The sequence below is a fragment of the Paraburkholderia sp. UCT2 genome (genome assembly GCF_014397665.1).
GTDB lineage: Bacteria > Pseudomonadota > Gammaproteobacteria > Burkholderiales > Burkholderiaceae > Paraburkholderia > Paraburkholderia tuberum.
Map to the genome: position 1 here is coordinate 1 of NZ_VZQO01000005.1, position 21,951 is coordinate 21,951.

General features: G+C 63.0%; 20 protein-coding genes. 16 read left to right on the top strand and 4 right to left on the bottom strand.

The window, feature by feature from the left end; translation table 11 throughout:
- Positions 1-169: 169 nt before the first annotated feature.
- Positions 170-829 carry a LysE family translocator gene (locus tag F6X39_RS05670; RefSeq protein WP_184055495.1) on the bottom strand — a complete coding sequence of 220 codons (660 nt, stop codon included), beginning with the start codon at positions 827-829 and terminating at the stop codon, positions 170-172.
- 121 nt (positions 830-950) lie between these two features.
- Here F6X39_RS05670 and F6X39_RS05675 point away from each other — a divergent pair, with 121 nt between their 5' ends.
- From F6X39_RS05675 to F6X39_RS05710, 9 genes are all read left to right on the top strand, one after another.
- Positions 951-1,166, top strand: a complete 216-nt coding sequence (locus tag F6X39_RS05675) for a hypothetical protein (RefSeq protein WP_187615901.1) — start codon at positions 951-953, stop codon at positions 1,164-1,166.
- A gap of 88 nt (positions 1,167-1,254) precedes the next feature.
- Complete coding sequence (locus tag F6X39_RS05680) at positions 1,255-1,674, top strand: hypothetical protein (RefSeq protein ID WP_187615902.1); 420 nt, start codon at positions 1,255-1,257, stop codon at positions 1,672-1,674.
- Between the two features lie 110 nt (positions 1,675-1,784).
- Complete coding sequence (locus tag F6X39_RS05685) at positions 1,785-2,618, top strand: 3D domain-containing protein (RefSeq protein WP_222945133.1); 834 nt, start codon at positions 1,785-1,787, stop codon at positions 2,616-2,618.
- Positions 2,619-3,183: 565 nt separating this feature from the next.
- Positions 3,184-3,351 (top strand): glycoside hydrolase family protein, encoded by a 168-nt coding sequence (locus F6X39_RS37550; RefSeq protein WP_410449879.1) that lies wholly within the window; start codon positions 3,184-3,186, stop codon positions 3,349-3,351.
- Positions 3,352-3,424: 73 nt separating this feature from the next.
- A complete protein-coding gene (locus tag F6X39_RS05690) occupies positions 3,425-3,928 on the top strand; it encodes a lysozyme inhibitor LprI family protein (protein WP_187615904.1) in 504 nt (167 codons plus the stop codon).
- Positions 3,929-4,122: 194 nt separating this feature from the next.
- A complete protein-coding gene (locus F6X39_RS05695; protein ID WP_187615905.1) occupies positions 4,123-5,016 on the top strand; it encodes a LysR family transcriptional regulator in 894 nt (297 codons plus the stop codon).
- A gap of 245 nt (positions 5,017-5,261) precedes the next feature.
- Positions 5,262-6,278: a hydroxymethylglutaryl-CoA lyase gene (locus tag F6X39_RS05700; RefSeq protein ID WP_187615906.1), complete on the top strand. Its 1,017-nt coding sequence runs from the start codon at positions 5,262-5,264 to the stop codon at positions 6,276-6,278.
- The gene (locus tag F6X39_RS05705) at positions 6,275-7,522 is read left to right on the top strand and encodes a CaiB/BaiF CoA transferase family protein (protein WP_184038399.1); all 1,248 of its coding nucleotides are present in this window, start codon (positions 6,275-6,277) and stop codon (positions 7,520-7,522) included. Before F6X39_RS05700 ends, F6X39_RS05705 begins: the two co-directional genes overlap by 4 nt.
- Before the next feature lie 61 nt (positions 7,523-7,583).
- The gene (locus tag F6X39_RS05710; protein WP_187615907.1) at positions 7,584-9,086 is read left to right on the top strand and encodes an MFS transporter; all 1,503 of its coding nucleotides are present in this window, start codon (positions 7,584-7,586) and stop codon (positions 9,084-9,086) included.
- A gap of 39 nt (positions 9,087-9,125) precedes the next feature.
- Here the strand turns inward: F6X39_RS05710 and F6X39_RS05715 are convergent, their stop codons facing one another.
- Complete coding sequence (locus tag F6X39_RS05715) at positions 9,126-9,275, bottom strand: hypothetical protein (protein ID WP_187615908.1); 150 nt, start codon at positions 9,273-9,275, stop codon at positions 9,126-9,128.
- An 877-nt stretch (positions 9,276-10,152) separates the two neighbouring features.
- On the opposite strand from F6X39_RS05715, the gene F6X39_RS05720 reads away from it, so the two are divergent.
- The 5 genes from F6X39_RS05720 (at position 10,153) to F6X39_RS05740 (ending at position 17,754) form a co-directional block, all read left to right on the top strand.
- The gene (locus F6X39_RS05720; protein ID WP_187616034.1) at positions 10,153-11,148 is read left to right on the top strand and encodes a helix-turn-helix domain-containing protein; all 996 of its coding nucleotides are present in this window, start codon (positions 10,153-10,155) and stop codon (positions 11,146-11,148) included.
- A 90-nt stretch (positions 11,149-11,238) separates the two neighbouring features.
- Complete coding sequence (locus tag F6X39_RS05725) at positions 11,239-12,840, top strand: sugar phosphate nucleotidyltransferase (protein WP_187615909.1); 1,602 nt, start codon at positions 11,239-11,241, stop codon at positions 12,838-12,840.
- Positions 12,841-12,895: 55 nt separating this feature from the next.
- Entirely contained in the window at positions 12,896-14,281 is a 1,386-nt protein-coding gene (locus F6X39_RS05730; protein WP_187615910.1) for an undecaprenyl-phosphate glucose phosphotransferase, read from the top strand.
- Between the two features lie 40 nt (positions 14,282-14,321).
- Positions 14,322-15,461 carry a polysaccharide biosynthesis/export family protein gene (locus F6X39_RS05735; RefSeq protein ID WP_187615911.1) on the top strand — a complete coding sequence of 380 codons (1,140 nt, stop codon included), beginning with the start codon at positions 14,322-14,324 and terminating at the stop codon, positions 15,459-15,461.
- A gap of 49 nt (positions 15,462-15,510) precedes the next feature.
- Positions 15,511-17,754, top strand: coding sequence for a polysaccharide biosynthesis tyrosine autokinase (locus F6X39_RS05740; protein ID WP_187615912.1), 2,244 nt, complete (start codon positions 15,511-15,513; stop codon positions 17,752-17,754).
- A gap of 96 nt (positions 17,755-17,850) precedes the next feature.
- Here the strand turns inward: F6X39_RS05740 and F6X39_RS05745 are convergent, their stop codons facing one another.
- Together F6X39_RS05745 and F6X39_RS05750 are read right to left on the bottom strand one after the other, a co-directional pair.
- On the bottom strand, positions 17,851-19,320 hold the full coding sequence (locus F6X39_RS05745; RefSeq protein WP_187615913.1) for a hypothetical protein: 1,470 nt from the start codon (positions 19,318-19,320) through the stop codon (positions 17,851-17,853).
- Positions 19,321-19,403: 83 nt separating this feature from the next.
- Complete coding sequence (locus F6X39_RS05750; RefSeq protein ID WP_187615914.1) at positions 19,404-20,027, bottom strand: hypothetical protein; 624 nt, start codon at positions 20,025-20,027, stop codon at positions 19,404-19,406.
- 349 nt (positions 20,028-20,376) lie between these two features.
- Between F6X39_RS05750 and F6X39_RS05755 the strand changes: the two genes are divergently transcribed.
- Together F6X39_RS05755 and F6X39_RS05760 are read left to right on the top strand one after the other, a co-directional pair.
- Entirely contained in the window at positions 20,377-20,766 is a 390-nt protein-coding gene (locus tag F6X39_RS05755; protein ID WP_187615915.1) for a hypothetical protein, read from the top strand.
- 413 nt (positions 20,767-21,179) lie between these two features.
- Positions 21,180-21,890 (top strand): FkbM family methyltransferase, encoded by a 711-nt coding sequence (locus F6X39_RS05760; protein ID WP_260330644.1) that lies wholly within the window; start codon positions 21,180-21,182, stop codon positions 21,888-21,890.
- Positions 21,891-21,951 lie beyond the last annotated feature (61 nt).

Below are 21,951 nucleotides of genomic sequence, written 5' to 3' on the forward strand. Positions count from 1 at the left end.
GTGCGCTGCACGGCCGCGTCGGCCGGCGCCTCAGCGGCGAAAGGCGCTATTGTCGCAAAACTGCCGCGCCAGCGTGTGGCACTTGTTCAGGGGGAGCGCGTCGCCGCGGGCAGCGGGCTGCGTTCGGCGTGTACGGCGCTGATGTGCCGCATGGCGTGTGAGGTGCCGCTCAGAGCGCGCGGCGGATTTCGACGACGCCGAACGCCGCGAGCGTGAAGCCGACCACGCGATCGATCGCGACGCGAAGCCTGCTGCCGATCGCGTGACGCGCGAGCGACACCATGGTCACCAGACAGCACCACCACGCGATCGAGCCGGCGAACACACCGCCGACCGTCGTCAGCGCGATGGCCGGCGAGAACGCGCCGCGTGGCGCGAGCGTCGTGAATAGCGCCGCGAACATGATGACGGTCTGCGGATTGGTCAACGTCAACAGCAGCGCGCTCGCGTACGCACGCAGCGCGCCGGCGCGGCCGATCTGCGCGAGCTTGCCATTGCCATTGCCATTGCCATTGCCATTGCCGTCGGCGGTTTCAGCGGGCGGCTTCTGCAGCAGCGCGCGCACGCCGAGATATAGCAGGAACAGGCCCGCGAGCAGATGCAGCGGGCGGTCGTACGCGAGCATGAACTGAGAAATGCCGACGAGGCCGAGCGCCGCGATCAGCCCGTAGGCCGCGTCGCCGCTGGCGATGCCGAAGCCGATCGCGAGTCCCGCGCGCGGACCGCCGCTCAGCGTTCGGCGGATGCACAGCATGCCCATCGGGCCGACCGGCGCAGCGATCGCGAGGCCGACGCCGGCGGCCGTGAAAAACAGACTGGTGGTGGACATGGGCAGGTTCTCGAGCGTTGTTCTGGTTGGGGCGGTCGCCTGCGGGCAGCCGGCGCACCCGCCAGCATAGCCAGACCGAAAATCGCGGGCAAGGGCGGGGATGGGTGAGACTCGACGCGCGATGACTCGCTTCAGCGGATCGGCCAGCATGGCGATGAAAGCTAACATCGCCGCGCTCGCTTACAACGGTCTTTTTGTCAGAAAAACAAAAATGCCGCTCAGTTGCTCAACTGAACGGCATTGCGGCTCAATGCCGCTTTTTTTGTTTGGCCGTGGTATCTGGAAAAATTCGCCTAAAAATGAGATGGCCAGAGCAATCGTTAATATCTGTCAATGAAGTTTTGCCTCAACTTAAAATCATTGACCGTGCCACCGTTTAGATGCTTAATTTGCCGGATGTTTTCTGGAAAATCAAAAGAGGTCGAATGGAACAACAGAAACAGGCAGGTGCCGTGGGCGAGCAAGAGTGCCAAGTTTGTCGTGTCACCTATTCAATATACGCAAACTTCCCGCCAATGCCGTCTGCAATGGCGATGAACGTCGAAACTGGCGAATGGTTTCCGCAGGATAGGCTTCGGTCGTATTCGAACGGTTACGAAATGGCCGACGCCCTGGGTTATGCATGGGCGTGCGATTGCCGCGGTCGCACGGCAGCTTCAGCGCTGACGTCGAAAATTCGCACTCGCGACGAGTATTACGTGCTCAAAAAAAGCGATGGCCAACCCCTCGCCAACGTGCGTTACAGAATTGTCGTTGACGGTAAACGGGTGATAACGGGAACCACAAGCCAGAGCGGACACACTGTGCGCGTAGTTACTCGCGGAACAGCAAGCCTCAAACTTTAATTGGAGCAATAGGAATGCCGGAAAGTCCGGATTGGCTAACGGTTCACGACACTGCGTGTACGAACACAAACCCGGACTCGTGCGTTGAAGTTCGGATTGCAGCGAACCTGTTGTCGTGGAATATTCCGGCCAATAGTTACGGCGACAAGTTGCCTGTCATTCCCTCGTCCTCGCGTGTGTTGCACGGAAAGATTCTGTACCGTCTGGCTATCAAAGTCACAGTGAAAAGTCGTCGACGAAATTCTGTTTTCGGTCGCATCATATCTATCAGCAGTAGCCGTCCGAGCGACACAGTACAGGTCTCGGGCCCGACCGATTTAGACGGTTGCGCGACGGTTATTCTCGAATCGCGTGAACCCGGGGATTTGACACTCACGGTAGCTGACGAAGATATAACATCAGTCCCGCTGCGTTTGAGGTTCAAGGAGGCATGGTACGAGAGCACGTTTCTTATAACGGGGTATCACGTTTGCTTCGAAAAGGATTTTACGGGTGAACTTGTAATTGCTCGCGGAACCAACGATCAACACAAGCGCGATTTTCTCTATGGGGCGCGAGGCGTTGTCATGCAGGGAACGGGTAAAGCATCTAATGGGCGCTACATTCGACCAACACAGGTAAATTCAGGTTGGCATAGAAATAGCCGCGGCAATCGCGACTATCTCAGCAACCCGGAGGGCGTAGCATTCGCTTACACGGACTCAGTGCAAGGCGCATTCGGACCGGTTACGGAGAATCGTTCAATAGCGGTCGATCCTAACGTCATACCGAAGCACGCTCAAGTCGAAATAGAGATCGTCGGCAGACGCTTCGCCGATGATACCGGCAGCGCGATTACCGGCCATCACATTGACAATTTCGTCGGTGCGGGCGCCGTTGTCCAGTCCGCTTGGGAGCATGGGGCGGTAAACAATACGCAGCGCAAAGTTAAGTATATTGGATGACCGTCGAGGAATAGAGTTATGAGTAAACAACGCTTAGCACATAGACTCAGCGCCGGGTTATTTTGTACGTTGCTTGTTCCGACTGTCTACGCTGACGGGTCGATTAGCTTCAACGATTACATCGTGCCGATGCTGAAGGATCGCCCCCAATTTAAGGAATTTATACTGCAATCGTTTTCGGTTACGGATACGGGATGGGGGATCCGAATAAATAGTCCGACAATGCCCCATATGGGCGGCGCGCGAATGGGACCATACAGATTCCAGGCTATCTGGCATAGTCCGCGTGGCGACACTCCTGTTACTCTTGTAATTGATACTAAAACGGAGTTTTTTGATCGCCACCGTCGGCAAATAACCGGTACCGATCTACGCGGAACCACTTCGATTACGGAAACGCTGGACTCTATTGAAGTCGAGCCAGCCCAACCACAATAGTTTGCGGATCCTATGGCTGCAATCGTTGGCCACGCTTTGTGGGACCTTCCATCTTGTCTTGCCGGAAGACAATCTGCACCTTAGGCAGACAGTATCAGTCAACACGCCAGAGAGTCTTTGAAAGGACTTGAGGCGAACAGAACGCGCCATCAATGCAAAAGTGCACGTACCGTTGTTTCAGTACGTGTACGATGCATTGGTGAGTGTTTTTTTTAATGCTGTAGCAGACCATGCTGCGGACGAATTGACGCATCGCGAAAATCAGGTGACTACCGAAATATTCCGAATTACATAAAAAAGATTTCGCTGTTCCTCGAGCTTGCGTCAACGCCGGGAAACGGAGGCTGGAGTGTTCTCTGAAGGTGTATATGATGCGTCCCACTAGAATGCTTGCTGTGCGGCTTATCATGATTTCGATGTTTAATTTTTTTGATTCAACTGCGCTGAGCAAAACAATTTACTCGGTGCAGTTCGACTACAAAAAAGCAGCGCCATCATCGGTTTATTTTTCTGGAAAATTGCGCGAAGAAATTGACCGTCTTTGCAAGACCGGTGAGCACGCGGCAACCGCCGATATCGCTGCGTGCAGCCACAGGAATTTCGAACAAATTTACGCAGAATTGAATTCCACGATTAAATCGTTGGAAACTGAGTTGAGGAAAGGCGATGTTGATTTGAAGGTCGATAACAATCCTGTCGCATTGCCTTACTTTGAGAAAGGACAAAGGGCATGGGTCGAGTATCGCGACAACCAGTGTTACGCTGAGACCTATTCATTAGGCGAAGCGTCGGTGCGTTATATGACGTTTTGGGATTGCATGGCGCGCATAACGAAAGGGCGGATAAGCGATCTGAAGAGCACGGAAGACTAACGGAAGGCAACCGCGCCTCAAACAAGTCGCCCCGCTTTGCGGGCTTTCCATTCGAGCGTCAACGTCCTTGTTTCTGCACTGCTTTGCACGGCAAGCCGTGGTTCGAGCCGCACCGCAAGCGACAGAAATCCTCCACGGCCTTCCACGATCAACCATAATTTCCCCCACCCCCAACCCACGAATCCGCTGCGCCGATGTGGCAAATCGATCAGGTGACGCTGCGCTTGTTCATCGCCGTGTGCGAGGAAGGCACGATCGCGCGCGCGGCCGAGCGTGAGTTCATCGCGCCGTCGGCGGTCAGCAAGCGGCTCGCCGATCTCGAAGCGCTCGTCGACGTCGCGTTGCTGTCGCGCAGCCAGCGCGGCGTGCGCGCGACCGCCGCCGGCGAAGCGCTGTTGCGCCACGCGCGGCTCATCATGCGGGGCCACGAACGCCTGCAGGCCGAGCTCAGCGAGTACGCGGCCGGCGCGCGTGGGCATGTGCGCGTGCTCGCCAACGTGTCGTCGATGGTGGAGTTTTTGCCCGAGGCGTTGTCGGCGTTTCTGCAGGCGAATCCGGCGATTCGCGTCGACGTCGAGGAGCGCGTCAGCGCGGACATCGTGCGCGGACTCGAAGAGGGTGTGGCCGATCTGGGCATCTGCCGCGACACCGTGCCGCTCGGCAGTCTCGACACGTTGCCGTATCGCGCCGACCATCTCGCGCTGATCGTGCCGCGCGCGCATCCGCTCGCGGGCGAGGAGCAGATCGGCTTCGAGCAGACGCTCGGGTTCGATCATCTGGGGCTCGCATCGAATGCGTCGGTCAATGCGCTGATGCAGCGCATCGCGCTGGAGAAGGGCAGCGAGTTGAATTACCGCACCTATGTATCGACGTTCGATGCCGCCTATCGCTTCATCCAGGCGGGTCTCGCGGTCGCGATCCTGCCGCGCGAGGCGCTGCCGCGCCATGCGGCCGACGAGTACGGCATCGTCGCCGTGCCGTTGCGCGAGGCTTGGGCCGCGCGGCGCTTCGTGATCTGCATGCGCGATCGCGCGGCGTTGACGCTGGCGGCCGCGCGATTGCTCGAGCATCTGCTGAGCGCCAGATAAGACGGGCGACACGCCTCGTCACCCACGCCTTCGCCACCTCCCCAGACAAACCCCTAAGCATTTCACCCAGGCGAGCGACAAAGCCCGCGCCATCGGCCTGAGCGGCCATCGCGAGCGGCGATGGTGTGCTTCGTCAAAGCAGACTTTGCCGCGCGTCGTCGCGCGGGCACGCTGTGACCCAGTCAGCGCATCACTTCTATCCAACGGGCCTCTGAAGCCCGCGTCCACGACCAGGATTCCAGCCAATGAATGAAACCCGCGAGCGCGTCGTCGTGACCGAGGTCGGTCTGCGCGACGGTCTGCAAAGCATTGCCCGCATCATGTCCACCGACGACAAGCGTCGTTGGATCGACGCCGCCTACGCGGCCGGCGTGCGCCACATGGAAGTCGCGTCGTTCGTGCCGGCGAAGCTGCTGCCGCAAATGGCGGACGCCGCCGACGTAGTCGCTCACGCCCGTAGCTACGACGATCTCAGCGTGAGCGCGCTCGTGCCGAACCTGAAGGGCGCGCAGCACGCGCTCGAGGCTGGCGTAGAGCGCATCGTCGCGCCGATTTCGGTGAGCGCCGCGCATAGCGCCGCGAACGTGCGCAAGACACCCGCCGAGATGATCGACGCGTTCGCCGCGATGCGCGAGCTGATCGATGGCGCGTCCCCTGCAGGTGGGCGCCGCGTCGAGTTGATCGCCGGTTTGTCGACGGTGTTCGGCTGCACGCTGCAGGGCGCCGTGCCGTACGCGGATATCGCCGCGATCGCGCGCGCCGCGGTGCAGGCCGGCGCCGACGTAATCGCGCTCGGCGATACGACCGGCGAAGCGACGCCGCGTCAGGTCGGCGAGGTCATCGAGCTGGTGCGCGACGTGGCGGGCGACAGGCTGCGCTCGCTGCATTTCCACGACACGCGCGGCCTCGGGCTCGCCAACACGCTGGTCGCGCTGCAGCACGGGATCCGCGAGTTCGATGCGTCGCTGGCTGGTCTCGGCGGCTGTCCGCATGCGCCGGGCGCAACCGGCAACGTCAATACCGAAGACCTCGTGTTCATGCTCCACAGCATGGGCTACGACACCGGTATCGACATCGCGCGGCTACTCGCATCGCGCGCGGTGCTGGCGCAAGCGCTGCCGGGCGAGCCGCTGTACGGCTATCTCGCGCGAGCGGGACTACCGAAACAGTTCACGCACGCGCAAGCGGTCGCGCGCGACTCCGCCAGCTACGCCGAATCTTTGCGTCGTCCCCATTCTTCCGTTCCGCAGGTGCCGCAATGACTCCGCTTTCCTCCGCTACTTCAGCTTCGTCGTCGACGTCTTCGCCGCAGCCGGGTACCTTGCCGCTCGCGGGCATCCGCGTGATCGAGTTGTCGCATATGGTGATGGGTCCGACCTGCGGCATGATTCTCGGCGACCTCGGCGCCGAAGTGATCAAGGTCGAGCCGCCGCGCGGCGACAGCACGCGCCGGCTGCTCGGCACCGGCGCGGGCTTTTTCCGCACCTTCAATCGCAACAAGAAGAGCGTCGCGCTCGATCTCGACAGTGAAGCCGGTCTCGCCGCGCTGAAGCAACTCGTCGATAGCGCCGACGTCTTCGTCGAAAACTTCAAGCCCGGCCGCATGGCGAGTCTCGGCCTCGATTACGCGACGCTGCGCGAGCGCAATCCGCGGCTGATTTACGTGTCCCACAAGGGCTTTCTCAATGGTCCGTACGAACATCGTCTGGCGCTCGACGAAGTCGTGCAGATGATGGCGGGCCTCGCGTACATGACCGGTCCGGTGGGCCGTCCGCTACGCGCGGGAAGCTCGGTCAACGACATCATGGGCGGCATGTTCGGCGCGATCGGCGTGCTGGCGGCGCTGCACGAGCGGCACGCGAGCGGCCGCGGCAAGGAGGTGCAGAGCGCGCTGTTCGAGAACTGCGTGCTGCTCTCGGCGCAGCACATGCAGCAGTTCGCGGCGACCGGCGTGGCCGCCGCGCCGATGCCCGAGCGCATCAGCGCCTGGGCCGTCTACGACGTGTTTACGCTCGCGCACGGCGAGCAGATGTTCATCGCCGCGACCGGCGACGCGCAGTGGCGCGCGCTGTGCGCGATTCTCGAACGCGACGATCTGCTCGCCGATGCGCGCCTCGCGACCAACAACGACCGCGTGCTCGCGCGCGGCTGGCTGCTGCAGACGCTCGGCGAAAGCCTGAGCCGTCTCGACGGCGCGACGCTCGTGCCGCTGTTCGAGCGCAATCACATTCCGTTCGCGTCGATCACGAAGCCCGAGGAGTTGTTCGACGATCCGCACCTGAACGCGAGCGGCGGCCTGGTGCCGCTGACGCTCGACGACGGCAGCGAAACCGCGATGCCGTTGCTGCCGATTTCGCTCGACGGTGCGCGTCTCGGGCCGCGTCGGCCGATCGCGAAGATCGGCGAGCACACCGTCGAGGTGCTGCGCGAACTCGGGTTCGACGACGCGCGGATCGCGGAGCTCGGCGGTGGCGTGCAATCGCGGGCGCCGCGCGCGGCTGCGTGAGCGTCGTGCCGCGCTTGACCCGCCGCAGCGGGCAATAGACCAATAATTTTGGAGACAGACGATGAAATCGTCGAATCAGGCGATGTACTCAACGGCGCTCGGCGATGCCGGCGCGCTCGACGGCTCACCCACGGACGCGGGCGCAGATGCAGCAGGCTCGGACCGCGCCGACGCGATCGCGCTCGACGGCGCGCGCATTTCCGCGCGGCTCGACCGGCTACCCGCGACCCGCACGATCTGGCAACTCGTGATGCTGCTGAGCTTCGGCATGTTCTTCGAACTCTATGACCTGATGTACTCCGGCTATATCGCGCCGGGACTCGTGCACAGCGGCCTGCTGACGGCCACGACGCGCGGCCTGTTCGGCACGAGCGGCGTCGCGAGTTTCATCGCCGCGCTGTTCGCGGGCCTGTTCATCGGCACGGCCGCGTGCGGCTTTCTCGCCGACCGCTTCGGCCGGCGCGCGATCTTCACCTGGTCGCTGCTGTGGTACACGGCGGCCAACGTCGTGATGGCGTTCCAGCACACGGCGCTCGGATTGAACTGCTGGCGCTTTATCGCGGGAATCGGCATCGGCGTCGAGATCGTCACGATCGGCACGTATATTTCCGAACTCGTGCCGAAGCACATTCGCGGGCGCGCTTCGGCGTGCTCGCAGGCGGTCGGCTTCTGCGCGGTGCCGATCGTCGCGTTCCTGTCGTATCTGCTGGTGCCGCAACGCCTGTTCGGTCTCGACGGCTGGCGTGTGGTCGTCCTGATCGGCGCGATTGGCGCGATCGTGGTGTGGTGGATTCGCCGCGGCTTGCCGGAGAGCCCGCGCTGGCTCGCGCAAAAAGGCCGCCTCGACGAAGCGGACGCGGTGATGACCCGTCTCGAAGCACGCGTCGCGCGCGAGTATCGGCGCCAATGCGGCCTGCCGTTGCCCGAGCCGGCGCTGCCCGAACCGGTGCGCGCGCGGGCCGCGTTTCGTGATCTGCTGGTGCCGCCGTATCGCAGGCGCACGCTGATGCTGATCATCTTTCACGTGTTCCAGACGATGGGCTACTACGGCTTCGCGAACTGGATTCCGACGCTGCTGATGAAGCAGGGCATCACGGTGACGACGAGTCTGATGTACGCGAGCATCATCGCGATCGCGGCGCCGCTCGGGCCGTTGCTGGGGCTGCTGATCGCCGATCGCTTCGAGCGCAAGACCGTCATCGTCTGCATGGCGGCGGTCAACGTCGTGTGCGGACTCGCGTTCAGCCAGGCGCGCGAGACGGTGCTGCTCGTGAGCCTCGGCGTGTGCCTCGTGCTCGCGGGCAACATCATTTCATACAGCTATCACGCGTACCAGGCCGAACTGTTTCCGACCGGCATCCGCGCGCGCGCGGTCGGCTTCGTCTACTCGTGGAGCCGGATTTCGGCGATGTTCTCGGCGTTCGTGATCGCCGCCTGCCTCGGTCGCTTCGGCGTGAACGGCGTGTTCGTGTTCATCTCGGGGGCAATGGCGATCGTCATGGTCGCGATCGGTACGCTGGGACCGAAGACGCGCGATGTCGCGCTCGAGGATCTTTCGAAGTAGCTAGGGCCAGCGCAAGCCCGTTATTAGCGTGAACAGGCCCTATGAGTCCTGGCGAGTCTCGTCGTTGCTCGACAGCCGGTCCGATACGTTGCCGAGCAGCAGCGCGAGCAGCACCACGCCGATCATTGCGAACAGGAACACGCCGATCATCGTGGCAAGTATCAGCGTGATCCATGAAATGCCGTTCATGTGTGCGGTTCCAGCGCGTTTGTCGGGGGCATCGTACCCCGTTCAGAAACACTTTTATGTGCGCTTGCCCGCCGTAAACCTGTCAGGCGACGCCGAACTATCGTCGCGTCGTGCCATTACGCGGCGCGTTTTGCACGGGTGTCACAGTCGTTGCATAGGGAGGGCGGACTTCGTTTGCTGTCCCCAACCTCCTTTGCGGAAACCTCTTAGTCCATTTCCGCAATCGGTTGGCGGAAATGCACCCGCTCGCACCCGACTTATTCCGCCATTGGCCCATCTATTGCGGGGGCGCTAAAGTCGTCCGATATCCGTGTTTCAGGTTTGAAACGTTAATCGCCACGTTAATATTCACGCCGTCAATAAAAATAGATTAAATAATCTGTTCTGGCGCGTTGAGTGCTTGCATTGGACGGCCGAAGGGTCGGTTGCGCGGCGCTTGCGCGGATCGTCAGGGGAAGTTGTCGATGGAGCCGGGCCCGCTTGGTAGGGGCGGGGGTGTTCCACTCAAAAATAGCCCATTTCAGCAAAAAATGTCTTTTAAAATAGGCCTCGGTGGGTACATAAGGCGGAGACACGCCGTTTTTCGAGTAGCCGCGCAGTGTGCGGTGGCGTACGCATTCATTTTTCAAATTGCATTAAGATTTGCGAGTGCATATTCAACCATATGCGGTTAGACGATTAATCCAGTGAAAAGACGGTCGTTTCGGTATTGTGCCGAATTGCACTGGCCGATCACGTATTCATAGTGCCAATATGTCTGCACTTTCGGACATGACGGCAGAGCGCCGGAGGCCGTCGCTATGATGCACTGCGCGGAGTTCGCATTGTGCGTGATCGTAAAAGGTGTAGTAGATCGTTTTCTGTCGAGAGGATGACTATGACCTGCGCGAGTCTGGAGTCTGCAATGCTGCGCTGGGTGCATGCTCCGAACAAGGGCGTGCGTCGTGTCGCGATTCTGTTGTTCAACGACTGCTCGCTGCAAGGGGCGGGCGTGATCGCCGAGGTGTTCCAGGCTGCCAACGAACTCGCCACTTCCGGTTCGGGCGCGTGGCTGTACGACGTGTCGTTCTTGTCCGCCGGCGGCGGCATGGTGATTTCGTCGTCGGGTTTGCGCGTCTGGACCGACGGACTGGACGCGCGCCATTACGGCGGCTTCGACGCGCTCTATGTGGCGGGCGGCAAGGGCGCGGCGTCGGCGGCGCGCGATGAGCGTCTGCTCGGATGGCTGCGGCGCGTGCGTCGCAACACCGCGATGATCCGGCCGATCGCCGAAGGGCGCGCGGTGCTCGACGCGGCGGCCCTGCCCGAGGACAAGGAAGAGAGCGACTTGCACCAGCCGGCCTTGGCCAGAAATGGCGCGGGCTCGGCGGAGCAGGGCGTCGTCGACCTTAACGACCGGCTGGAATCGATGCGCAGCGCGCTCGCGATGATCAAGCGCGATCTGGGCAACGCGACCGCGCGCTCGGCTGCCGAGCGGCTGCTGTCCGACTCGTGCACGAACCTCGCGCCGCTGCTCGGCGAGGACGGCGGCATGAGTCCCGGCGACAAGGTTCGCGCGGCGGCGCGCTGGCTGCAGGAAAACTGCCAGCAGTCGATTTCGATTGCGGATGCCGCGCAGTTCGCGGCGATGAGCGAGCGCAACTTTCTGCGCCGCTTCAAGATGGAAATGGGTATCACGCCGTCGAGTTTCCTGTTGCACGAGCGCCTCGCGGTGACGTGCAGCCTGTTGACCGAATCGGAATTGCCGGTCGACAAGATCGCCCGGCGCACCGGGATGGGCAACGGCGACCGGCTCGCGAAAGTGTTTCGCAAGCGGATGAGGATTTCGCCGACCGAGTTCAGGATTCAAAGCCGCCGCATGGCAGGCGAGTAGCACCGACGGCGCCAGCCCGGTAACCGCGCGTGACAGGCGGGGACTGGTCCGTTGTTCGTCGTACCTTGCAGATCGAAAAGGATTCCCGATATGTTGACGCAGGCAGGTGTGAGCGCCCGATCCGTCGAGCCGAACGGCGCAAGCGCCGGGGTTGCTGGCGCGCGCTGCGCGCACATCGTCCCGGTCATTCTCGCGGGCGGCTCGGGCACGCGGCTTTGGCCGGTGTCGCGCGAAAACTTTCCGAAGCAGTTGATCGACGTGGTCGGCTCCGACTCGCTGCTGCAGGCGACCGCGCGGCGCCTCGAGGGCTTCCCGGCGGGCTGGAGCGTCGACGCTTCGCCGATCGTCGTGTGCGGCGAGGAGCATCGCTTCGTGATCGCCGAACAGTTGCATGAAAACGGCGTCGACGCGCGTCTGATCGTCGAGCCCGCGCGCCGCGACACGGCGCCTGCGCTCACGCTCGCGGCATCGCTCGCGTGCGCGGCCGGCGACGACGCGATCCTGATCGTGATGCCGGCCGACCACGCGATCGCGGACGTGCCTGCCCTGCAGCGCGCGCTAGCGTGCGCGGCGCACCACGCGAGCGAGGGCGCGATTGCGACGCTCGGTGTGCCGCCGACGCGTCCCGACACCGGCTTCGGCTATATCCGGATCGGCGCGGCATTGGCCGCTGGCGGCCACGCGATCGACGGTTTCGTCGAGAAGCCCGCCGAGGAAATCGCGAGGCAATACCTGACGGCCGGCACCTACTGGTGGAATAGCGGCATCTTCATCGTGCGTGCGCGCGTGTGGCTCGACACGCTCGCGGCGCTGCGGCCCGACATGCATGCGCCGTGCGCAACCGCGTTCGCGAGCGGCAAGCAGGACGGCGACGTATTCCGGCCATCGCACGATGCGTTCCTCGACGTGCCCGCCGATTCGATCGACTACGCGGTGATGGAGCGTTTGACCGAACCGCCGCCGGCGCAAGACGACAGCGCGAGCAACGTCGAAGCGCAAGGCGCGGCACAGACTGACATGCAAGCTCAAAGTCGAGCCGCGGTCATTCCCCCCGGCGTCGTGATCCCGCTCGAAGCCGGCTGGTCCGACCTCGGCTCATGGGACGCGGTATGGGCCGCGATGGAGAAGGACCCGAACGGCAACGCCGGGCGCGGCCGCGTGGCGTTCGAAGGCGCGGTGTCCTGCTATGCGCATTCGGAAGGGCGGCTCGTCGCGTGCGTCGGCACCGCGAACGTCGTCGTGGTCGAGACCGCGGACGCGGTGCTCGTGGTGGATCGCTCGCATGTGCAGGACGTCAAGGGGCTCGTGTCGCGCATCAAGGCGCAGCACGCGCCGGAGGCCGACGCGCATCGCAAGGTGCGGCGCCCGTGGGGCTTCTACGACTCGATCGATCGCGGCGAGCGCTTCCAGGTCAAGCGCATCGTCGTGACGCCCGGCGCAAAGCTGTCGCTGCAACTCCATCATCATCGCGCTGAGCATTGGGTGGTCGTGCGCGGCACCGCGCTCGTCACACGCGGCGAAGAGCAGTTCCTGCTCAGCGAAAACGAATCGACCTACATTCCGCTCGGCACGCGTCACCGGCTCGAAAACCCCGGCAGGGTGCCGCTCGAAATCATCGAAATCCAGTCGGGTACCTATCTCGGCGAAGACGACATCGTGAGGTTTGACGACAACTACGGCCGCTGCCCGTAGGCAGCCCATGCACGCCCCTTTTTGCGTACAGGAACGGCAGAACGAGGTAAGTAAAATGCGCAAGTTTCAGGATCTGCTCGCGCGGATTTTCGATGTCGCTCTGGTATTGGCGGGTGCGACCGTGGCGTCGCGGATCCGCTTTGATTATCTCGGCCAGTCGGGTTTCTACTGGGCGCTGGTGATGTTTTCGGCTGCGTTCGCGCTCGCGATCTTCCCCGCGTTCGGCGTCTACGAATCATGGCGCGGCCGCTCGAAGCTCGGGCTCGCCGGTCAGGTGTCGCTCGCGTGGCTGATCGTGCAGGCCTGCGCGCTCGTGCTGATGTACTCGCTGCATCGCATCGATATCGTGTCGCGGCTGTGGTTCTCGTACTGGACCGCGACGACGGGTGGCCTGCTGATCGCGAATCGGGTGATCGCGCACGCGGTGCTCGCGCGGGCGCGCGGCGCGGGCATGAACCTGCATCAGGTGGCGATCGTCGGCAGCGGTTCGCAGTGCGATGCGCTCCTGCGCCGCATCGAGTCGGCGCCGACCGCGGGCTTTCGCGCGACCGCCGTCTACAACACGCGCCCGGACGACTCCGGCGTGACGAATCCGTGCGTGCCGGTGTTCGATCGCGTGGATCTGCTGGCCGACTACATCCGCACCAACGACGTGCACGAGCTATGGCTGATGCTGTCGCTGTCCGAGGAGCCGCTGATCTGCGCGCTGATCGACGAGTTCCGCGACGACCTCGTGAATATCCGCTTCATGCCGGACGTGCGCAGCCATGCGCTGTTCGAAGGCAGTGGCGTGGTCGATCTGCTCGGCGTGCCGGCGATCAATCTGGTCGCCTCGCCGCTGTCGGCCAACGCGATGCTGAAAAAGGAAGTCTTCGACCGGCTGTTCGCCGCGGCGGCGATCGTTGCCCTCGCGCCGCTGCTGCTGGGCATCGCGATCACGGTCAAGCTGTCCTCGCGCGGACCGGTGCTGTTCAGACAGAAGCGCAAGGGCGCGGACGGCCGAGTGTTCACGATCTACAAGTTCCGCTCGATGCGCGTGCATACCGAAGCGAAGGGCACCTTGAGCCAGGCGACGCGCAACGACGAGCGCGTGACGAAAGTGGGCGCGTTTCTGCGCCGCACGAGCCTCGACGAGCTGCCGCAATTTTTCAACGTGTTGCGTGGCGACATGTCGGTCGTAGGACCGCGTCCCCATGCGCTCGAGCACGACGACCTCTATCAGAAGGTGGTCGCGGGCTATATCAATCGCTACCGGATCAAACCGGGAATCACGGGCTGGGCGCAAATCAACGGCTTCCGTGGCGAAACCGACCGCATCGAGAAGATGGAGCGTCGCGTCGAACATGACCTGTACTACCTGGGTCACTGGTCGTTCGCACTCGACATGCGGATCATCGGCGCGACGATTGTCGCCGGACTGGTGCATCGAAACGCTTACTAGAAAGTCGATAACAACGCCTCGGGGCGAAGGAGTAAAGATCATGAGCTCACTTGGTTTTCGCACAGGAAGTCTTGTGGTTTTCGCAAGCGCAGCATTGCTTTCCGGATGTCAGATCGTACCGGGACAACGGATGGTCACGCCGGCCACGATTCAGGACACGGGTGGCGAATTCAGTACCGAAGCCTCGCAGCAGAAGCAGATTCCGATCACCGATATCAATCTGGAACTGCTGAAGAAGCTGAATGCCGACCAGACTGCCGCGGTGTTGCCGCCGACGACGACGGGTCTGTTCGGCAAGCCGGCCGTCTACAGGGTCGGCCCCGGAGACGTGCTGCAGATCGTCGTGTGGGATCACCCGGAACTCGCGGCCGCGCTGGGACAGCCGCCGACGACCTCGCGCCCTTCCGATGCAAGTCCGGGCTTCCTGATCGACGAGAACGGCGACATCCAGTTTCCGTACGCGGGCAACCTGCACGTCGCCGGCAAGGACGTCGCGACGATCCAGCGCGAGCTGTATTCGCGGCTGAGCAAGGTCTATCAGAAGCCCGAGGTGACGGTGCGCGTCGCGTCGTTCCGTAACGCGACGGTATATATCGACGGCGAAGTGCGCACACCGGGCACGCAATCGATCAACGACATTCCGATGTCGCTGACGAACGCGATCGGCCTGAGCGGCGGCTTCAACACGACCGCGGATCGCAGCCGGGTCGATCTGATCCGCGACGGCAAGACCTATAGGCTGAACATCGACGACCTCATCAAGCACGGCCGCAATCCGTCGGATATCTATCTGCAGCCGGGCGATACCGTGCGCGTGAACGCGCGCGAAGACAGCGGCGTCTACGTGATGGGCGAAGTCAACAAGCCGGCCACGGTGCTGCCGTTGCGCAACGGCTCGCTGACGCTGTCGCAGGCGATCTCCGACGGCGGCAGCTTCGACTCGAATACGGCCTCGGGGCAGCAGCTGTTCGTGATCCGCAATTCGACCAGCGACTCGCCGCAGATCTATCACCTCGATGCGACCTCGCCGGTGGCGATGCTGCTCGCGAACCAGTTCGAGCTGCAGCCGAAGGACATCGTGTACGTCGGTCAGGGCGGTCTGGTTCGCTTCAACCGCGTGTTGAACCTGCTGTTGCCCGCGATCAACGCGGCGGTGACGGGAGTCGTCGTGTCGAAGTGATGCATGCGTGACGCGATATCTGAACCGGCAGGCCTTGTTGGGTGAAAACATGGCAATCAATTACGAAAACCGTTACGCCGGCGTGTATGAACCGGGGCAGTTGCATCTGTCGGACTACGTGCGCACGATCGTGCGCGGTTGGCGCACGATCCTCACCGTGACGCTGATCGCGCTCGCGCTCGGTTGCACGTACGCGTTCCTCACGCCGCCGGTCTATCGTTCGGACGTGCTGTTTCACGTCCAGGACAGGACGGCGAACGCGGTGAACGTCAATGCGAACGGCCGGGACGCGGCGGCGCCGCTTCCCGGCGCGTACGATTCGAAGCCGTCGACCGCGGCGCAGATCGAGCTTTTGAAGTCGCGTCTCGTCACCGAGGAGGCGGTCCGCGCGCTGCACCTCGACATCACGGCGAAGCCGCGTTATCTGCCGGTGATCGGCAGCAAGATCGCCGGACTCGTGAACGGGCACTGGTGGTTCCGGCTGCCGTCGTTCGTGAATCTGCGCGGGTTCGCGTGGGGCAACGAGAGCATCGCGGTGTCGCGCTTCGACACGTCGAAGGACCTGTATGGCGAGACCTTCACGCTAGTCGCGGGCGCCGGCAACACCTTCATGCTGCGCGATCCTCACGGCAGCGCGATCCTGTCGGGGCGCGTCGGCGAGACCGTGCAAACCGATACCGCGGTCGGCCCGGTCACGCTGCACGTCGACACACTGGTCGGCGCGCCCGGCTCGCGTTTCGAGCTGACGCGCGCGTCGACGCTCGGCACGGTAGAGCGTCTGGCGAAGACGATGGTCGTGCAGGAAACGGCGGAGGACTCCGGCGTGATCCGCGTGAGTCTCGAAGGCGCCGATCCGGCGCTGACCGCGGCGATCGTCAACAACGTGGCGCGCCAGTTCGTGCGGCAGGATCTCGCGAGCCGTTCGACCGAATCCGACCACACGCTCGCGTATCTCGAACAGCAACTGCCCGACGCGCGCAAGGCGCTCGACGACGCGGAAGAGCGCTACGGCAAGTTCCGCAATACACATGGCGCCGTCGATCTCGGTGAAGAAAGCAAGCTGCTGCTGCAGCAGATCGTCGACAACAAGACGAAGCTGCTCGATCTGCAGCAGCAGCGCGCGGAGCTGTTGCAGCGTTTTACGCCAAATCATCCGATGGTCGCCGCGCTCGATGCGCAGATCGCCGCGTTGCAGGGCGCGCAGAGCACGATGAACCACAGCGTCTCGACGATGCCCGACACCGAGCAGACCGCGCTGCGTCTGCAGCGCGACGTGCACGTGAACACCGATCTGTACACGAACCTGCTCAACAGCGTGCAGCGACTGCGGGTCGCGCAGGCGGGTCAGGTGAGCGGCGTGCGCGTGGTGGACTTCGCCGAAACGCCCGACGATCCGGTGTGGCCGAAGCGCATGCTGGTGATCCTGATCTCGCTCGGCGGCGGCCTCGCGCTCGGCTTGCTGCTGGTCTTCTTGCGGCGCGCGATGCGCGGCGGCGTGGAGCGCCCGGACGAACTCGAGGGGATGCTCGGCGTGCCGGTATTCGCGGTGGTGCCGCGCAGCCAGACGCAGTTGCGCCTGCAGGAAAAGGTGTCGCTGCGCCAGCGCGGGCAGCATGTGCTGGCGCAACAGGCGCCCGAAGATATCGCGGTGGAAGGGGTGCGCAATCTGCGCACCTCGCTGCAGCTGTCGCTCGATCATGCGGCCAACAACGTCGTGATGATCACCGGCTCGCGGCCCGATGCGGGCAAGTCGTTCCTGTCGGTGAATCTGGCGACGCTGGTCGCGTCGGCGAACAAGCGCGTGCTGATCATCGACGGCGACATGCGACGCGGCGACGTGCATTCGCATTTCGGCGTCAGCCATCGGCCGGGACTGTCCGACGTGCTGTGCGGCGGAGATCTCAACGCGATGATCCAGCGCGACGTGCTGCCCAACCTCGACGTGCTCGCGAAAGGCACGCTGCCCTCGCACCCGGCCGAGCTGCTGATGAGCAAACGCTTCGAAGCGATGCTCGAGGTGTTGAAGCCGCAATACGACGTCGTGATCATCGACACGCCGCCGGTGCTCGCCGTGACCGACTCGACGCTGATCGGCAAATACGCGGCGACGACGCTGCTCGTCGTGCGGCATGGGCGTCAACCGCTGCATGAGATCATCGAAACCACCAAACGCCTGCGTAATGGTGGCGTCGGTCTGCGCGGCGTGCTGCTCACCGACGTGCCGCAGGAAGCGGCGTTTCTCGGCTCAGGGTATCAGGGCGGCTATTACGGCTACGACAGCATCGCCGGCTGACACTGCTGCCCGCGCGCGCGTCTTTCGGGGCGCCGCGCGGGCGGGCGTGATCGACTGCACGCCCGTGCCGCCGTCCCGCGAGATACCTCGCAATCCTTAGTGGTGACGCAGCAGATCGCGCAATGCGCGCGACTCTTCCGCCGTCGGCTGCATGGTTTGCCACGCCGACTCGTGCGACGCGAGCGCGACGAGACGCTGCGCGGCCTTGCTGCTCGAATCGATCCGCAACGCTTCGTTGGCGTTGTGCGACGCGCACTCCCAATGTCCCACGTTGCTGCAGCCGCGCGCGAGGCTCAGCAACGCGTCGCGTTGCTGCTCTAGCGTGCTCACCTGGACGCGCATGCTGCGCGCGTCGCGATTGTCGGGCTGCGCGTTGATTACGGCGGCGAGGCGTGCTCTGGTCGCCGCCAGATTGCCTCGTTGCAGATAGCCGTGCGCGGCTTTCAGATTGCGCTCGGCGTCGGCGCGCTGTTTGTCGGCTTGCGTGAGCGGGGCGGCCATCGTGTCGGTGTTGGTGTTGGTACTGGTCGACGCGAGCGCCGTGCCACGCGGCGTGGGCGCGGAGATGGCCGCGCTCGATGTCTTCGTTGACGCTACGGCGCGCGCGGTCGTGACAACGGGCGGTGTCGGTCGCGCTGCGGTCGGCGTGGTCGCACCGACGGGCGTTGACGGTCGCGCTGGGACGGGCGCGGTCGCAACGACGGGTGGAGCCGATCGCGCTACGGCAGGCGCGGTCGCAACGACCGGCGGTGACGATGGCGCGATGGTCGGTGCGGTCGCCACGATGGGCGGGCTCGATCGCGCTACGGCAGGCGCGGTCGCAACGACCTGCGTTGACGATGGCGCGACGGTTGGTGCGGTCGCCACGATGGGCGGGCTCGATCGCGCTACGGCAGGCGCGGTCACAACGACCTGCGGTGACGATGGCGCAACGGTCGGCGCGGTCGCCACGACGGGCGGTGACGGTGGCGCGACGGTGGCCGCGTGCACGTTCGCCGGTTGCTGCCGCGCGACGACAACGGGACGCGGCCGTTGCGCGACGATCGACGCCGGCTTCGGCGCCGCGGCAACCGACGGCGCCGCATTCTGCGCAACGTTCTGTGCAGGGGCTTGGCCAGGGTTGTCCGGGCGCACCGTGCCGAAGACCGTGACCGGCGTGTCGACGCTCGCATCGTCGTCGTTGAGTAGAACGAAGCCGACGTACACGACGCCGAGCGTCGCGAGCGCGGCTGCGGCAAGCGCGAGCGGATGCCGCCGTCGACGCCCGCCCGGCTCGAACGTCGCTTCGTCGATCAGATCGTAGGGGCTCATCTTCGTTTGCGCGGAGCGTCGCGACGAACGGTCCGCGGGCAAGCTCGCGACCGCTGGCAGCGGTTCGAGTTGCGTGCGCGATGCGCTCAGCGCCCGGGATCGCGCGGAGCGCTCGCCGGGCTTGTCGTCCGTATCGAACGAATCGATCGGCAGCGCATGGCATGCGGGACACGGCGAAAAGCGGCCGGACAGCGGCACGCCGCAGTATGCGCAGTGATGGAAAAATGGCTGGTCGGAGGTCGTGTCGCGCGGCATGGCCGTGTCGCTCCACTGGCGCCGAAGGGCGGCGCCATCAAAAAGAATGAATGCAACGACGCCCGCAAGCGGCGTCGGCCGGACTACTGGACGACGTAACCGCGCGCCTGCATGCACGCGCCGTAGGCGGCCCAATAGCGGGTCATCGGCGGCTCGGGCGCGGGCAGCGGCGGCAGCTTCACGTTCGACGCCGCGTTGGCCTGCAGCGAAGCGGCCGCCCCATCCGACGCGCCGGGTGCCGCGGTCGCACTGGGGCCCGTTGCTGCTGCCGATGCGTTCGGCGGTGCATTCGCCGCCGCGGTGGCCGGTGCGCCTGGCGCGCTGGCGCCGGCCGCGGCTTCGTTCACCGGTTTCGCCGACGATGCACCGCCAGGCGCTTGCGCGCCAGCCAACGGCGCGCTCGCGGCTTCGGGCGCGCTCGCGCTCCACGGCAGCGGCGTGGCTGTGAAGGAACTAGGCGGAAGCGGCGGCTTCGACGGTACGCCGGTCGACGCACCTTTGGCCGCGGGCGGCTGACGCGGCGGAATCTGCGACTCGTGGGCCATGTTGACCCCGGTCACGCGGTTCGCCTCGGCGTAGCACATCGCGTTGTCGATGCTGCGCTCGTAAGGGCTCTGACTTCGGATCGGATAGGTGACAGGCCGCCACGCAAACGCGGCAGTGCTCGTCACCAACAGCGTCAGTACGGTATATGTTCTAAATGCCATCGCAGTCACTCCCGCAGCGATGTCTCGCCTTTTTGTGTTTGATTTCGTGTCGTGCTTTCGTTCTGTGCTCGTTGCGCGTCGTGTTCGAGCTCGTTCTCATGCCTGGCGCTCGTGCTTCTGTCGCGGCCTGCCGATAGGCCGTGGCGTTGCGGTGCTTGCGCCACGGCTCCCCGGAACGGGCACGTCGCGAATGCCGCTTTAACGAGCGTAGCACCTCGGTTTGGCCACGCGATGCATCGGATAGCGCGCGAAAACGCCATCGTGCAGTGCAATCAGGACACAATCGGCGAGGCGGCGTTGAAGATCGGGACAATCCCTGGTCGCCACGAAGGATCGTCAGGAGTCGAAGATGAAAAACCTATCGTATCGCTATCGGCCGCTTTGCGCAGCGTTCTGTCTGTCGGTGCTGTCGCTCGCCGCGCCGCTAGCGAGCGGCGCGAGCGACGCCAACCTGAGCGCGGAGACGGCGGGCGAGCGCGCAAGCTTCGCGCAGGCGTTTTGCGACGTGTCGCCCGAGCGGATCGGCGCCTATAAGGAGCGGCTCCGGAAGGTCCTGACCGGTGCGACCGATTTCGATCAGCACTGGGACACGGGCTGGCACCGCGCCGACATCACCAATAGCCAGATGAACGCACTGCGCGAGCGAGATCCGAAGGAATTCGCGGCGCGCATCAAGGTCAATTGCGAACGGCTCAAGTGGATCGCGGGTAATGCGTTGCACCGGCCTGCGCAGAAGTGAAGTGAAACGAGCGTGCTGTCGGGCGGTCGAAACTGGCGGAACGTGGCCTGATGCAGAAGGCTTCGCCGGGCTGAATATCGCGCGGTTGTATTCCGCGACATGCGAAGCGACTGGAACCGGAAGCTTTTTGCATCACTCGACGGTTTCGGCCAAAAATACACATTATTATGACTTTCGCTTAATGTTCGGCTAACCGTCGAGTAGTCTGCAGATGTAACTCTCAACGACTTTTCGAGCATGTAACTAATTCGCGAATATCGTTTTGTCCGTACTGCGGCACATTTGCGGCGGTAATGAGGCCTGCTATGTGAATATTAGCTAACGTAATGCCGGACCGACCTTCTGCTGGGCAAGTTTCCAGATCAAACGCTGTTTGACCTTTTGCCGTTATCGTTTCGAAGTGAGGAGCGATTATGTTGAACCCGAAGACGTTCGGACACTTCCTTTGGCTCGTCCGCAAGACGTGGATAACACGCGGGCCGCGTTTGTACTACTCGCAGTTTGGAGAGGACGCAGTGTTGCGCGAGATAATCAGTCCCCGGTGCAATAAGGGTGTTTATGTCGACGTTGGTGCATACCACCCTGTCAAGTTCTCGAACACACATGCGCTTTACAAGCGTGGTTGGCGCGGCATCAACATAGACATGGATCCAGTGAAAATTGAAACGTTTTCTCTTGCGCGGTCTGGTGATGTCAATGTATGTGCGGCCGTCTCGAACGAGAAACAGCTCAAGGAAGTCTATAATTTTTCAAATTATGGGTTGACTTCGACCATAGATCCCATAGTGGCTGCGGCCGAAGTCCAGAAACCTATCTCCGTCCGGACCGTTGAAACCACCACATTGAACGACGTTCTCGAGCACACCCCGTACGCCGGCCAGGAAATCGATCTGCTTTCCATCGACGTGGAAGGTCACGATTACGAAGTCTTGCGATCGATTGATATCAGCAGGTATAAACCAAAGATCATCATTGTGGAGTCGACGCTGACTTCGATAAGGGAAGTAATAGATTCCGCCATATTTCGCTATCTGGAGGAGCGCAATTACCGACTTGTCAGTTGGACATATTTGTCGCTGATCTTCAGAGTGGAAAGATCTCAAATCTTTCGAACTCAGTTATAGCGCTACGGTTCTGCAAGGATCGTCCTTGCAGCTGCTATCAATTTCACAATCCCACTATCAA

Bases quoted from the DNA above. Each gene is read 5' to 3' on its own strand.
- F6X39_RS05680 (WP_187615902.1), top strand. From the start codon at position 1,255: ATGGAACAACAGAAACAGGCAGGTGCCGTGGGCGAGCAAGAGTGCCAA.
- F6X39_RS05710 (WP_187615907.1), top strand. From the start codon at position 7,584: ATGAAATCGTCGAATCAGGCGATGTACTCAACGGCGCTCGGCGATGCC.
- F6X39_RS05745 (WP_187615913.1), bottom strand. From the start codon at position 19,320: ATGCCGCGCGACACGACCTCCGACCAGCCATTTTTCCATCACTGCGCA.
- F6X39_RS05695 (WP_187615905.1), top strand. From the start codon at position 4,123: ATGTGGCAAATCGATCAGGTGACGCTGCGCTTGTTCATCGCCGTGTGC.
- F6X39_RS05730 (WP_187615910.1), top strand. From the start codon at position 12,896: ATGCGCAAGTTTCAGGATCTGCTCGCGCGGATTTTCGATGTCGCTCTG.
- F6X39_RS05700 (WP_187615906.1), top strand. From the start codon at position 5,262: ATGAATGAAACCCGCGAGCGCGTCGTCGTGACCGAGGTCGGTCTGCGC.
- F6X39_RS05725 (WP_187615909.1), top strand. From the start codon at position 11,239: ATGTTGACGCAGGCAGGTGTGAGCGCCCGATCCGTCGAGCCGAACGGC.
- F6X39_RS05760 (WP_260330644.1), top strand. From the start codon at position 21,180: ATGTTGAACCCGAAGACGTTCGGACACTTCCTTTGGCTCGTCCGCAAG.
- F6X39_RS05750 (WP_187615914.1), bottom strand. From the start codon at position 20,027: ATGGCATTTAGAACATATACCGTACTGACGCTGTTGGTGACGAGCACT.
- F6X39_RS05705 (WP_184038399.1), top strand. From the start codon at position 6,275: ATGACTCCGCTTTCCTCCGCTACTTCAGCTTCGTCGTCGACGTCTTCG.
- F6X39_RS05670 (WP_184055495.1), bottom strand. From the start codon at position 829: ATGTCCACCACCAGTCTGTTTTTCACGGCCGCCGGCGTCGGCCTCGCG.
- F6X39_RS05720 (WP_187616034.1), top strand. From the start codon at position 10,153: ATGACCTGCGCGAGTCTGGAGTCTGCAATGCTGCGCTGGGTGCATGCT.
- F6X39_RS05740 (WP_187615912.1), top strand. From the start codon at position 15,511: ATGGCAATCAATTACGAAAACCGTTACGCCGGCGTGTATGAACCGGGG.
- F6X39_RS05675 (WP_187615901.1), top strand. From the start codon at position 951: ATGACTCGCTTCAGCGGATCGGCCAGCATGGCGATGAAAGCTAACATC.
- F6X39_RS05715 (WP_187615908.1), bottom strand. From the start codon at position 9,275: ATGAACGGCATTTCATGGATCACGCTGATACTTGCCACGATGATCGGC.
- F6X39_RS05735 (WP_187615911.1), top strand. From the start codon at position 14,322: ATGAGCTCACTTGGTTTTCGCACAGGAAGTCTTGTGGTTTTCGCAAGC.
- F6X39_RS05755 (WP_187615915.1), top strand. From the start codon at position 20,377: ATGAAAAACCTATCGTATCGCTATCGGCCGCTTTGCGCAGCGTTCTGT.
- F6X39_RS05690 (WP_187615904.1), top strand. From the start codon at position 3,425: ATGATGCGTCCCACTAGAATGCTTGCTGTGCGGCTTATCATGATTTCG.